The organism is Octadecabacter sp. SW4 (genome assembly GCF_008065155.1).
GTDB lineage: Bacteria > Pseudomonadota > Alphaproteobacteria > Rhodobacterales > Rhodobacteraceae > SW4.
This window is the reverse complement of record NZ_CP042819.1, coordinates 2,020,331-2,033,162: the sequence shown is the minus strand read 5'-3', so window position 1 is coordinate 2,033,162 and position 12,832 is coordinate 2,020,331. Positions and strand designations below refer to the sequence as shown.

Sequence of the window (12,832 nt, the reverse complement as noted above, 5' to 3'; positions counted from 1 at the left end):
GGCTATATTGACGGGAGTTGTAATGAGTGGCTGGGGCAAATTGGAATGATTGATCAAGAGCATAGCGATCCAGCCGAGGCGGCGCGCGCCTTTGAGGAAATCCGCCAGCTGCGTCGCAAGGCGCGCCTGTATCACGAGATCCTGCAGGGCGGTGAAGGCACCGACCCCGAAGGGCGCGCGCAAGCTGCATTCCAGGATGTGACCGCGCGCCTGCTGGCTTGCCTCTTTGCCTTTTCCGAGGATGGCCACGAAGATACTGTCGTGGCCCTTCTGGCCGCAGCGGGTGAGGATGGCAAAGGTCGTTGACCGCCGTTGCGCAGGGCTTTAGGCGTTGGATAGGCGTGTAAAAACGCCACCCCAGCCGCTGCGCGAGGAATGCCATGTTCACCGCATCTATGCAATTTGATCTGGGCGAAGACACCAACGCCCTGCGCGATATGGTCCATGCCTGGGCGCAGAATCGCGTGAAACCGCGCGCCGCCACGATTGATCGCGATAACCTCTTTCCTGCCGATCTATGGCGTGAAATGGGCGATTTGGGCTTGCTGGGCATCACCGTTCCGGACGAATTGGGCGGGGCGGGCATGTCATATCTTGCGCATACGGTCGCGGTCGAGGAAATCGCGCGGGCCAGTGCATCTGTCGCTTTATCTTATGGGGCGCACTCCAATCTCTGTGTCAATCAGATCAAGTTGAACGGAAATGATGAACAAAAGGCAAAGTATCTGCCCGGGTTGATGTCTGGCGAACAGGTCGGCGCGCTTGCCATGTCCGAAGCGGGGGCAGGGTCGGACGTGGTTTCGATGTCGCTGCGTGCTGAAAAACGCAATGATCACTATCGGTTGAATGGCAACAAATACTGGATCACCAACGGGCCCGATGCCGACACCTTAGTCGTCTATGCCAAGACCGACCCACAGGCGGGCGCCAGGGGCATCACCGCCTTTATCGTCGAAAAAACCATGACCGGTTTCAGCACCTCGCCGCATTTCGACAAGCTGGGGATGCGCGGATCAAACACTGCCGAACTCGTGTTTCAAGACGTTGAAGTTCCAATGGAAAACGTGCTGGGCGAAGAAGGGCGCGGCGTGCGTGTGCTGATGTCTGGCCTTGATTATGAACGGGTCGTGCTGGCCGGGATCGGCACCGGGATCATGGCCGCCTGTCTGGATGAAATCATGCCTTATCTGGCGCAGCGCAAACAGTTCGGCCAGCCCATTGGCAGCTTTCAACTGATGCAGGGCAAGATTGCGGATATGTATACCGCGCTCAATTCCGCGCGCGCCTATATCTACGCGGTTGCCAAGGCCTGCGATGCAGGCACCGTGACCCGTCAGGATGCCGCCGCCTGCTGCCTATACGCATCCGAACAGGCGATGGTGCAGGCCCATCAGGCGGTGCAGGCGATGGGCGGTGCCGGTTTCATGAATGATGCCCCCGTCGCACGCCTGTTTCGCGATGCCAAGCTGATGGAGATCGGCGCGGGCACATCAGAAATCCGTCGCATGCTGGTGGGCCGTGAATTGATGGGGGCGATGGGGTGACGCGCCGCAAAACTCCGATATGGAAAGCGTATGGAAAGCGTATGGCGGGCGTATGGCTTGCATGTGGGTTTACTGCTTTGTTGCCCGTTGCGACATTCGCACAAGACAGCCCCGATGTTGCCGCGCGGATGCCCTATATGGCACCGGTCGCACAGTGTTTCGAGACAGCCGGTGACCCGGCGGCGGCACAGGCCTGTATCGGGCGCGGTGCGGCGACTTGCATGGACACAGACCCTGCGCAAAACCAGACCACCGCTGGGATGATGTTTTGCACGCTGGCCGAGGCGCAGATGTGGGACGATCATCTGAACGTCGAATACCGCAAACTGCGGGACCGCGCGCGCCGCATGGATGCGGGCGAAAGCCAGCCCGAATACGCCGTGCGCGCCGCGCGCTTACTTGATGCCCAACGCGCATGGATCGCGTTTCGCGATGCCGAATGTGCGCTGGCCTATGCTGAATTCGGCGCGGGGTCGATGCGGGTGCTGAGCAGTGCAGGATGTCAGTTGCAGATGACCGCCGAACGCGCGATTGCGCTGAAATTCATGTTTGCGGAGATGTGATGCGCCAGACCCATGAAGATGCACTCGCCCTTGTCGCCGAAGCCGCGGCCCAAGCCGCCCAAGGTGGTGGCGAAAAATCCTGTGCCCGCCACGTCGCGCGGGGCAAGATGTTGCCGCGGGACCGTGTGGCGAACCTGCTCGATCCGGGGTCACCCTTTCTGGAGATCGGTGCGACGGCGGGGCATGGGATGTATAACGGCGCCGCGCCCTGTGGTGGGTTGATCGCCGGTGTGGGCAGGATCAACGAGGTCGACTGCATGGTCGTGTGCAACGATGCGACGGTGAAGGGCGGCACCTATTACCCGATCACCGTCAAGAAACACCTGCGCGCGCAAGAAATCGCGGCGCAGTGTCATCTGCCTTGTGTGTATCTGGTGGACAGCGGCGGCGCGAACCTGCCCAATCAGGACGAGGTGTTCCCCGACCGCGACCATTTCGGGCGGATTTTCTACAATCAGGCGCAGATGTCGGCGGCGGGTATTCCCCAGATCGCCGTGGTCATGGGGTCGTGCACGGCGGGGGGCGCCTATGTGCCGGCGATGGCCGATGTGTCGATCATCGTGCGGGGTCAGGGGACGATCTTTCTGGCGGGGCCGCCGCTGGTCAAGGCCGCCACGGGCGAGGTTGTCTCGGCCGAGGATCTGGGCGGTGGTGATGTGCATACGCGCCTGTCCGGCGTGGCCGATTATCTGGCCGAGGATGATGCACATGCGCTGGCTTTGGCGCGTCAGGCGGTGGCGTCTTGTGGGGCGGTATTGAAACCCCTTCCCACCGGCGAGGCCCCGGCCAAAGGCATGGGCGATCTGTTCGATGTGATCCCTGCCGATCTACGCACGCCCTATGACGTGCGCGAGGTGATCGCGCGTATCGTGGATGGCTCGCGCTTTGACGAATTCAAGGCGCGGTTCGGCGACACGCTGGTGACAGGGTTCGCCCATATCGAAGGGATGGCTTGCGGCATTGTCGCCAACAACGGCGTGTTGTTTTCGCAGGCCGCGCAAAAGGGCGCGCATTTCGTGGAATTGTGCAGTCAGCGCCGTATCCCGCTGATATTCCTGCAAAACATCACCGGATTCATGGTCGGGCGGGCGTATGAAAACGAAGGCATCGCGCGCCACGGCGCCAAGATGGTGACGGCTGTGGCCACCACCGCAGTGCCGAAAATCACGATGGTGATCGGTGGCTCGTATGGGGCGGGTAACTACGGCATGGCGGGGCGGGCCTATTCGCCCAGTTTCATGTGGTCCTGGCCGACATCGCGCACCGCCGTCATGGGCGGGGAACAGGCGGCGGGCGTTCTGGCCACGGTCAAACGCGACGGGATTGAACGGGCAGGCGGGACGTGGACGGCCGAGGAAGAAGCGGCCTTCAAACAGCCCACGCTGGATATGTTCGAGGAACAATCCCATCCGCTTTATGCCAGTGCCCGTCTGTGGGATGACGGCGTGATTGATCCACGCATGTCGCGGCACGTTCTCGCGCTGTCCCTGGCCGCCGCGTTGAATGCCCCGATCAAGGAGACACGTTTCGGCGTGTTCAGGATGTAGGCGGTGGTGGGCGGACCTACATCTGCAACGTGATCGCCTGATCGTGACCGTATCCCGAGCGGGCAATTGGTCGCGCAACTGATAATCGACGGCGGCGGGGGGATTGAATATCAACCAAAAGATACGTGCAGCGGCGCCTGTGCATGCGAAAGCGTGGAACGTCAGATGACTTTGATCTTTACGTCATCAACTGACCCAGAATGGCAAACCGGACCTTCGCGCAAGAAGCAGCGAAGGTCGGCATTGAGCCCAAAGCAATGGATGCTGCAATCGGCACAGATGGCCGAAATTGGAGGGAAGCAGACATTTGGTGCAAGTTCACCGGAAGGTTTTGGGCGGCCGGATTTCACTCGTTTGGCCTCTCGCTATCAGCCGTGATCATGACACGTGCACCTCCGGGTCTCTACAGCTTTGGACCTCCGAAAAATCAAATCTCGATGACTAGTGAACAAGCGTCGTAGGCAACTGGCTCTCGGTCATGCTGCTATCGCCAAAGTGGCTGTGCAACCCATCCGCACAGGCCCCCATATCTTCGGCGCTACCGTAATCAATCTTGCCTTTGACCTCTCCATAGACATTCATCAGGACGTCCAGATTTGACCCTAGCTTGGGCCTTGTTGCACAAATCGGCTGAGAGATTCACGGCATGACTCCAGCATGATAGCTGGATGCTATGAGCAGTTGGGCCCCAACGAAGTGCAAGACCACGAACTGGTCGGCTTACAATGAAGCGTTGAAGCAACGCGGATCGCTTTCAATTTGGTTTGATCCGGAGATGATCTGGGTGCCGCCGCCGACCGGCAAGCGCGGACGGCAACCGAGCTTCAGTGATGCGGCCATCCAGATCTGTCTGACGATGAAAGTGCTCTTTGGCATGCCGCTCAGGCAGACGACCGGGTTCGTACAGAGCCTGCTTCGACTGGTTGGGCTGGATTGGACAGTGCCGAACTTCAGCACTCTGTGCCGTCGCAAACGAACGTTGAATGTGAGCATCCCCTATCGCGGCAGCAAGGGCCCGTTGAACCTGCTCATCGACAGCACCGGCATCAAAGTCGAAGGCGAAGGTGAATGGAACGCCCACAAGCATGGCGGCGCGAAACGCCGCTGCTGCCATCCCACCCCGCAAAAACGCCAAGCCGTGGAAACCGACGAGCCCCGGCGCCATAGCGCGCAACGAAGCTTTGCGAGCCTCAAAGTACCTGGGACGCGCTATCTGGCGACGATGGAGCGGCTATCACCGCCGAAGCCGTGTCGAGACCAAGATGAACTGCATCAAGCTGCTTGGTCAGTCTTTGATGGCGAGAGACTTCGATCGCCAGGTCGCGGAACTACAGATCCGCATTGCAGTGTTAAACGGATACACTGTGCTTGGCGTACCCGTCACAGTGGCCGTAGAGTAAATCCGTCCGGGGAAAGGGTAAGCCTGGCCCTCAGCCGATTTGTGCAACAAGGCCTCATCAGGTGCTCAATTCTTTTCACTTGTGTATCCTTGGTGGTGCTGGAAGCTGCAGGGATGGAGCAGCACGAGGCGTCGACGGTATTGCGATTGGCTACGTGATTGAATGGGCTGGGAGCCCTAAGGGCACCTTGATAGGCAGCTCGCCCCCAATTGTGATCCGTTCGTGCTGGGTTGGTCTGCCGCTCCGATGCCGTGGTCGGTCACTATGGATATCCAGTTCTGATCGGTACCGTGGAAGAGCTGGATCCGGCTGCAAGTGCGTAGACGGCAAGGATTGCATCCGCTAGCATTGGTCCAATTAAGACGGAGATTTTTGGGCTTGGTAAACCGCGCACCTTCTTTGCCGTGGGAAGTTGATAGCGGGTCCCTTCGATACTGCCGGGAGATCATTGATTCCGCCTGTGGGCTGGTCGAGCTTTACCCACCCATTCAGACGGCGGCGCATCTTGTTGTTCCTGCACAAACAGAAAGATTTGGCTCGATTGCTCTAAAAATCGGCCTACGTCGGCTAGCGCAAAGGCGCGCAGGTACGCGCGAAGGCGCCGCCATTCCCCCTCTCAGCGAAATCGCGGCCCTTCGGAAACTAGCCGATCATCCCGAGTTCTCTTTGCCAGTACTTGTCTGCGCCGACGACCACAGCTGGTTCATCAGACAATGGACATCTGGCGAGGTACTGTCGGAAATTGAAGGCTTTGCGTGGAACAAAACAACTGTCGTCGAACTGTGGAAGCTATTCGAGAAGATTTTCGAGATATTTCACGACGCCGCAGAGCCTTGGTTGATCCGCGACATCAAACCGTCAAACGTGCTCTATGGGAGTGGGAAGTTCTCGCTCTTTGATTTCAGCACTACGCGCCCTCTCTCCGAGGTAAATTCGCGCAATCGTCGTGATCGCCTTGGGTCACGTGCGGGGCGTTCCTGGGGACCTGAACTGTTATTCCAGGGCAAGGATCCAATTGGTGTTAACGCCGACTACTTCTCACTGGCGACAATGCTTTACCAGCTACTTCGACGAGAAAGAGGACCTGTTTGGCAGAATGAAACGCCCGGTCAGGAACAAGCCGTAGCGGCCTATGCGGTCGAATATGAAAAGGTGCGGAAGAAGTTTCCGAAGTCGCTGAAAGAAGTTGGTATGTCAGGCACCCAAATCGACTTTTGGGTGGCCTGCATGAACCCAGATCAAGGGCAAAGACCGGACCAATTTCTGTCGTTGAATGGCGGTCGGTTTGGATCTCTTGCAAGCCTATGGGGTCGTCGATATTGATAGCTGACTAAGATGATGGCAGGATTTCATAAGGCATTTGATACGGATGATAGCAGGTACAAGCCATTGGGAATGACGTGAAAAAGTTCGAACTTCAGACCCGCCTAAGGCCGATTTTGGCCACCCTGCTGGCGTTTCTGGTTGGAGGGAGTGAGCATTGGCTTGGTGCTGCGGCCGCACAGAATCTGGCGCAGACAACTGTCGAAGAGGCCTTTGCGCCACATGTCTCGTTTGAGACCATTCCAAGAAGACAGTCGATCGACCTGGATTCCACGTGTGAGGAGGCACTGTCTGAGGCGACGGCATTCTACGCTTACGAGGCTGTGCTAGTTTCTCTTTTGGCAGGCACCTCGCCCGATGAGGTTCCCCATGTTGATTGCTTCGTAACCGAACGTCCGCCAGGTGCCACGGCGCAGGAGGTCCATGACCTAATCCTGACAACCTCCTTCGAACGAAACGTGTTGCTGGGGTACCTGAACTTCCGGTTTGAACGTTCGATCGAACGAACGATTGAACAAGGATATGATCGGGGCGGCTTTGTCGCCTGGCCAGGCAGTTATGTCGGGGAGGCGGCCCTGTTAGCGTTCCGTCGAACAGGCGATGTTCGATTCCTTATCCTTTTCAAAGACTACTTCGACCGATTGCTGTTGCTCAGCGATCCACGGTTGGGGATCATCGATCAGTATCACGGGCGGATAATGAACTCATGGGGCTACAATATGCCCGCGGGCGTGCTTGGAGAGGCTGACCACCGAGAATGGGTCGCCCATGTCACCCACTTTGGCCGGATCATGACCCCTGCGATGGGCTTTGCCAGCGAGGTGTTGGACGATCCGGCGCTGACAGAGGAATACGGAAGCTGGGCCTACGACATCCTTCGCTTCTTTGAAACGGGGTGGCACCAGTTTGAAGCTGACCGCCGCCCTTTCGGCGATGGGACTCGTTCTTGGTACTGGCGGCCCATTGACGACGAGTTTGAACCGATCAATCACGTGACCAGTCTTGGTCGGGCGTTGGTTGCGGCATATGAGATCACAGGGGATCCGGTATATGCTCGGCGGATAGAAGAGATTATCTGGGTTTTCGAAGATGCGATGAACGTTCATCCCAGTGGAACGGTGTCCTGGCCCTATAGCCCGTCGTTTCAAACCCCATCTTCAATGCAGAGCGGTATTGATACTGAGTATTCAGAATACACTTGGAAGGCCGCGATCACGCTGCCTTTTGTCGAGGATGCCCGACGTGCAGGCTTCCCGATGTCTCAGGGAGTTTCCGATTCAATTCGGAACAGACTGACCGGTTTTGTTTTGGCGAATGGCATTTGGAAGCGAAACATACATCCCTATGGAGCCAGGCCAATCTCCCCCGGCGAAACATCGCGCCTAAACCCTGCTTTGGGGGGCTTCCATATGACATTCCCGGACGACTCCGAGATCGCCGAGCTGATCAAGCAAATGATGGTTTCTAACCAGGATATTTATGACAGAGGCTGGTTCACTCACCCCGGAACGGCTCGTTCTTTTGCACTTTTTATTCAATAGGGTAAAGTTTCCCAATGAAAACAGTTATTCATATCGGGTCGCCTAAGACAGGTACCACCGCATTGCAGCGCGGACTCTACGCCGCTCGTGAAGCCCTCTTGGCGGAGAGCGTCCTGTACCCGTTTCTTTCGGCTGCAGAGGTGTCCAAGAACCATGGGCCGTTGTCGATGATCTTGCTTCGGCCAGAGAGATTGCCACGCATCTTCAAATCTTTGTCTGAAGAGGAAAGGCAGGCAGCCTGCGATACGGCCATTCAAGAATTGGCCTACCAGATTTCCAAGAACAATCCCGAGACGCTAGTTCTATCGTCTGAATATTTCTTCAGGGTCGTGCCTCCGGGGCGTTGGGTGGATTTGCTGAAGTCGATTCCGGGCACAGATCCATCTAATGTTCGGATTTGCTGCTATGTGCGGAAACCTTCGGCCCACTACCTGTCCTTGTTGCAGCAAAGGCTGAAAGCCTCGTTCGAAATCCTGCCGCCTCAGCCGCACAATTTCCGTCGTGTACTAGACTCTTATAAGGAGCATTTTCCAGAGGCCGAGATTTCGGTGCGGGCGTTCGAACGTGGCGCGCTCGTAGGTCAAGATATTTCCAAGGACTTCTTCGCAAGCCAGCTGACAACTGTTTCGGAGTCTGTAGCCGACAAAGCTAAGAGCGATGAGGCAAACACCTCTCTGTCTGCACCGGCCATGATGCTCCTTCGGGATTTTCGCGAGAAATTCTTTCTCTACGACAATGACAAATTCATGAAGGAATCAAAGTTCCTGATAAAGGTGCTTGAGTCGCTTGACGCAAAAATGGAAAACACTCGTCCACAACTACGGCCCGAGATCGTCGATCAGATTGACTATGGGGGCAGCGATCTAGTTTGGCTTCGCGACGCCCACGGTATTTCCTTCACCGGGTATGATTTTGACCGCGCAGGAACAATCTCTAGACGAGAAGAAGAGCAAGTGATTACGTCATTGCGCAATCTTCTGATCATCGACGATGCGGCCCTTAATCGACTGATCCTGAGAGTTCGCAAGCGGAAGTTCATTCAAGCGGATGAACGGTTCATCAAGTGGATTGACGATTTGGCGGAGCGCCAGGCAGAACTCTAGCTCGTTCAACCCTAGGAAAGGACGGGCAAACTCACGGGCTCGACAGTGGCGCGGAGGATCTGAGATTTAGATGCCTTGAGGGCGATGATATCCTCAATGCGCTGATCCAATTCGATTGTCATGGCGAAATTGCTTAGCAAGCCGATTACGTCAAAGTGTTCACGGATGTAGATATCCGCCGCGGTCAGAGGGACGATTGTCGACGCAATTGCTCCGGATCCAAAGGAAGGCCGCAAGCTTTTGGAGTCCTTGGTCACGCTCAGTCCGAGAAATGAACGAGCACCCGAGGCCATGACGGCTATTTCGATATGGTTCAGGCGATCACCTATTAATGCGACATCCTTACCCTGAAGGTTTTGCCCCAATTGGTGGACAACAGAAAACGCGCCGGTAAGATATGCCGCAGCAATTGCATCGGTTTGAAAGAGATCAGGTCGCTTCGGGTTATCAGCCAACGATAGCCAGCAATACCTTAGCGCAGTCGGAAAGCTTTGGTGGGGATCCATGGTGCGGGGAGGGACTCCAGGAACATCGTTATGTGCATCCAGTACAGCGGCAAATTGCGCCAATTCCGTCGGGTCATAACCTAAAGAGGCAAGGGACCGATCTATCACATCCCAATCGCGGAGCAGGTCTCGGTTCGGAATTTGTTCGTGCAAAAGAGCGTAGGCCGCGTGATAACCGTCCCGCTCAATGACGGTTGCATAGAGTGCTGCAAGAAACATCCGACCGCCCCAGGGATCCGGCAGGTCATCGTTGCAAATTTGAGTGGGTCTATCGTCTGTAGACCAATCCAACGTTCCAAGCGCAGCCGTCTTTGAGGTGGGCCGCAGCACCGCGAGATTGCACCACTTCGGCTGGCCGACATTCTCTAGCTTGAAATAACCTTCTGCCAATAGGCGATAAATGTCAGCCATAAAGGTGAAGCGTTCGGCATTGGCTCCGTGTTTGATAAGGACGCGAGCGTCTTTTGTCAGGGCTTTGCTGATTGGGCGAAGACAATCCAGAAGGTCTTTGCCGGTCCGTGGGGCGTCTATCAAGCAGAAGTCAATCGCGCCGCCTGACCATTCAAAGTCACGGAACGCGCATTCATGAATCACTACCTGGGTTTCGCTTTCTTCCATAAAGCGCTCAAACTCGGGCCGGAAGTTGTCGCCCGGGGAGAGGAGCCCGGGTAGCCGTTCTGCATTGAGGTCCGACCATTCGAACCTGTCGACGACGTGGCATTCCCCATATTTTGCCAGCACTGCTGTCACACCACCAAGCCAGGGACCAAATTCGATGAGCCGCGCGTTGCCGCCCAATTGCCCGGCGATCTGTTCTATGACGTCAACATCGGTATCTCCCATCATCCTTGGCACTGCCGGAGCCGCGTCCAAAATTTCGTTGCTAGGCGATGCGTACGAAGCCATAGTAACCTTAATGAATTCGGAAAACTCTCTTGACACTACGCCCCTGCATTACCTTGGGCAAGTGCGCGAAAAAATTGTAGAATATTGCGACGACAAGAGATTTGCTTTGGCGCAGCTGTACTTGTTGCAAAGCAACCTGCTGCCGAATGATCACCCTTCCTTGTGGTCGTTCCTCGCTCGAAGCGCGCAAGACGGCGGAAACGAAGCCGTGGCGCATGGTGCCCGTTCCGCATTATGGAATGCCAATGTCTGGACAGGGCAGATCGCAATAGAAGAGGCGCGCTACTACCTGACGCGGAACGATCACAAGAGCGCGGCGTTCGTCCTGGATACCGTGTTTGGCGATGCCCCTGAGGATACCGATGCCCGTCTCCTTCTTGCACGGTGTGAACTCGCAAGGATTATGGCGGACCCGCAAGGCGGCGAGCGGAAACTAACGCGCGAACAGGTCGCGGATTTGTTGGAGGGGATTAGCACCAACACAGTCGAAGAGGTCATGACCGTTGTCGATCTTCTGCGGTTCGCTGGCCACTATGAAAGTGCGCTTGAGCGACTTGAAGGCACATTTGAGGCCTTCCCAGACGACGTCCGGCTACGGCTTCGCAAAGCTAGAATTCTTGAACAGACTGGAGATGTCCTAGGTGCGATCCTGATCTGGGAAGACGCCGTAGAAGCGGCTGAACGTTATCGAACTGAGGGGCGTTTCAAACTCCTTGGTCTCTATCAACGGATGGATCGTGATGATGACGTCAACCGCATCGTCACCAAGTTGCACGGATCGGACCTGAGATTTCTGGAGCGGCTTCGGCTATCATTGGTCAAGCGCCAGCGTGGGGTTGTGGAAGCCTTAGTCGAAAGCCTCTCGCAGGGTGGTGCAGTTTTGGAGGAGCAATCCCACGACGAACTTATCGAGATATCGGAGATATTGCTGGATCACGGGTTCGTTGGTTTGCTGCTTTGGTTGCGCAGACGACGGGTTGCTGTTTCTGACAGGGTCAAAAAGGTTCTCGATCAGGCCGGCTATCATGTCGGAGGTCCCCGTGAGGTGCCGGACTCTTTCGACAAGGCACGAAAGATAAGATCTCCAGAGTTCTTGTTCCCTTTCGCAGCATTTCTTGATCAGGACCCGCGCCCAGCTGGTTGGCCAGGGGCCGTTCGTTTGCCGTGCCGGATTCTATTGGTGAACGCCTCATTGAAGGCGGGAGGCGCCGAGCGCCAATTCGTTGAGATGTGCCGTTCCTTGATACAATCCGGTTGGCCCTCTGACCTGATAGATGTGGCACTCTACTCGCTTGCTCAGGATCGAGGACATGACGTTTTCTTGCAAGATCTGGAAAAACTCGGTGTCTCCATCTTTGATCTTTCCCAGCGAAAGATCGTGAACCGGTCCTTGCCGCCCTCGATCGGCACGATGCTAAGTGCTTTGCCCGTCGACTTGCGATCAGACATAGAGAAATTGTGGCATCTCGTTGAGGAGCGACAACCCAAAGTCCTGCATTGTTGGCAGGATCGGTCGATGCTCTCTGGCGGCATCGTCGGAATTGCCAGCAATCTAGAACGAGTTGTGCTAAGTGCGAGAAACATGAGCCCGGCTACTCGACGTGAAATCTCACTCACCGAACGACAAGGGCTCTATGCGCAATTTGCGCACGAGGCCAATTTCGCGATGACGTCAAACTCGAGGGCTGGCGCGTCAGACTATGAGAAGTGGTTGAGGCTGGAAGATGGCGCGTTTCAGACGTTATCGAACTCAGTCGATATTGAACGGTTCCGGCCAGACTGGCGAAAACCGAAAGAGCAGTCCGAACCCTTGTGCATAACCGGCATATTTCGACTGGCCCTCAACAAGCGCCCATTGCTTTGGGTTAAAACTGTGGCCGAGCTTCAACGGATAAGCGACCGCCCTTTAGAAGCCCGCATTTATGGCGATGGCCCTCTTCTGCGCGAGATTGAAAAAATGGCACAGGAGACAGGTTTGAAGAACCTTGTCATCAAAACCACGGCCAGCAACCCTAAAGAGCTCTACTCTCGGGCGGATGCGCTACTGTTGATGTCGCGAGTTGAAGGGGTTCCCAACGTGGTGCTTGAGGCCCAAGCCTGCGGAATACCGGTGGCGGCCTGCGATGTGGGCGGGGTGAGCGAGGCATTGCACCAAGAAGGGAAGGGGCGAGGGCTCCTGTTGCCGGCTGAGGTCGATCCGATAGAAGCGGCAAAGGCCGTACTTGAGTGGTTGCCGGACGCGGTTGAAGCCGATCCGGAAGATCGCTTGGCTTTCGTACGCCGCAGTTTTGGCTCCGCTGCTTTTGCGGCACGCGCAATGCAGTTGTATTCTGGTGAAGTCCCGTGACACATGCGGCGGTCCCTCCTGAGCTGGTCGGTTTGTTGGGGAGCCGGTCTGA

Annotated in this window: 10 protein-coding genes and 1 pseudogene; 9 read left to right on the top strand and 2 right to left on the bottom strand. The window is 56.4% G+C overall.

Annotated elements, in window-relative coordinates:
• Window positions 1-45: 45 nt before the first annotated feature.
• From FTO60_RS10040 to FTO60_RS10025, 4 genes are all read left to right on the top strand, one after another.
• A complete protein-coding gene (locus FTO60_RS10040) occupies window positions 46-306 on the top strand; it encodes a hypothetical protein (RefSeq protein ID WP_148055834.1) in 261 nt (86 codons plus the stop codon).
• Between the two features lie 74 nt (window positions 307-380).
• Window positions 381-1,544: an isovaleryl-CoA dehydrogenase gene (locus tag FTO60_RS10035; protein WP_148055833.1), complete on the top strand. Its 1,164-nt coding sequence runs from the start codon at window positions 381-383 to the stop codon at window positions 1,542-1,544.
• A 77-nt stretch (window positions 1,545-1,621) separates the two neighbouring features.
• Entirely contained in the window at window positions 1,622-2,107 is a 486-nt protein-coding gene (locus tag FTO60_RS10030; RefSeq protein WP_254696775.1) for a lysozyme inhibitor LprI family protein, read from the top strand.
• Window positions 2,107-3,654 carry a carboxyl transferase domain-containing protein gene (locus tag FTO60_RS10025; protein WP_148055831.1) on the top strand — a complete coding sequence of 516 codons (1,548 nt, stop codon included), beginning with the start codon at window positions 2,107-2,109 and terminating at the stop codon, window positions 3,652-3,654. The genes FTO60_RS10030 and FTO60_RS10025 overlap by 1 nt, the downstream gene beginning before the upstream one ends.
• Window positions 3,655-4,095: 441 nt before the next feature.
• On the opposite strand, the gene FTO60_RS17700 is transcribed toward FTO60_RS10025, so the two are convergent.
• Window positions 4,096-4,236, bottom strand: a complete 141-nt coding sequence (locus tag FTO60_RS17700; RefSeq protein ID WP_172623863.1) for a hypothetical protein — start codon at window positions 4,234-4,236, stop codon at window positions 4,096-4,098.
• Window positions 4,237-4,327: 91 nt separating this feature from the next.
• Here FTO60_RS17700 and FTO60_RS10020 point away from each other — a divergent pair.
• The 4 genes and pseudogenes from FTO60_RS10020 to FTO60_RS10000 all read left to right on the top strand — a co-directional run bounded on the left by FTO60_RS10020 (window position 4,328) and on the right by FTO60_RS10000 (window position 9,021).
• Window positions 4,328-5,054 (top strand): annotated as a pseudogene (locus FTO60_RS10020) (IS5 family transposase).
• A gap of 378 nt (window positions 5,055-5,432) precedes the next feature.
• A complete protein-coding gene (locus FTO60_RS10015; RefSeq protein ID WP_172623862.1) occupies window positions 5,433-6,377 on the top strand; it encodes a serine/threonine-protein kinase in 945 nt (314 codons plus the stop codon).
• 77 nt (window positions 6,378-6,454) lie between these two features.
• Window positions 6,455-7,918 carry a hypothetical protein gene (locus FTO60_RS17695; RefSeq protein WP_172623861.1) on the top strand — a complete coding sequence of 488 codons (1,464 nt, stop codon included), beginning with the start codon at window positions 6,455-6,457 and terminating at the stop codon, window positions 7,916-7,918.
• A gap of 14 nt (window positions 7,919-7,932) precedes the next feature.
• On the top strand, window positions 7,933-9,021 hold the full coding sequence (locus tag FTO60_RS10000) for a hypothetical protein (protein ID WP_148055827.1): 1,089 nt from the start codon (window positions 7,933-7,935) through the stop codon (window positions 9,019-9,021).
• Window positions 9,022-9,032: 11 nt separating this feature from the next.
• Here FTO60_RS10000 and FTO60_RS09995 read toward each other — a convergent pair whose 3' ends face one another.
• Window positions 9,033-10,373, bottom strand: a complete 1,341-nt coding sequence (locus FTO60_RS09995) for a hypothetical protein (protein WP_172623860.1) — start codon at window positions 10,371-10,373, stop codon at window positions 9,033-9,035.
• 121 nt (window positions 10,374-10,494) lie between these two features.
• Between FTO60_RS09995 and FTO60_RS09990 the strand changes: the two genes are divergently transcribed.
• Window positions 10,495-12,780, top strand: coding sequence for a glycosyltransferase (locus tag FTO60_RS09990; RefSeq protein WP_172623859.1), 2,286 nt, complete (start codon window positions 10,495-10,497; stop codon window positions 12,778-12,780).
• Window positions 12,781-12,832: the final 52 nt, after the last annotated feature.

Excerpts from the sequence above, each read along its gene's own strand:
- FTO60_RS09995 (WP_172623860.1), bottom strand. The coding sequence starts at position 10,373 with ATGATGGGAGATACCGATGTTGACGTCATAGAACAGATCGCCGGGCAA.
- FTO60_RS17700 (WP_172623863.1), bottom strand. The coding sequence starts at position 4,236 with ATGAATGTCTATGGAGAGGTCAAAGGCAAGATTGATTACGGTAGCGCC.
- FTO60_RS10040 (WP_148055834.1), top strand. The coding sequence starts at position 46 with ATGATTGATCAAGAGCATAGCGATCCAGCCGAGGCGGCGCGCGCCTTT.
- FTO60_RS10000 (WP_148055827.1), top strand. The coding sequence starts at position 7,933 with ATGAAAACAGTTATTCATATCGGGTCGCCTAAGACAGGTACCACCGCA.
- FTO60_RS10035 (WP_148055833.1), top strand. The coding sequence starts at position 381 with ATGTTCACCGCATCTATGCAATTTGATCTGGGCGAAGACACCAACGCC.
- FTO60_RS10025 (WP_148055831.1), top strand. The coding sequence starts at position 2,107 with ATGCGCCAGACCCATGAAGATGCACTCGCCCTTGTCGCCGAAGCCGCG.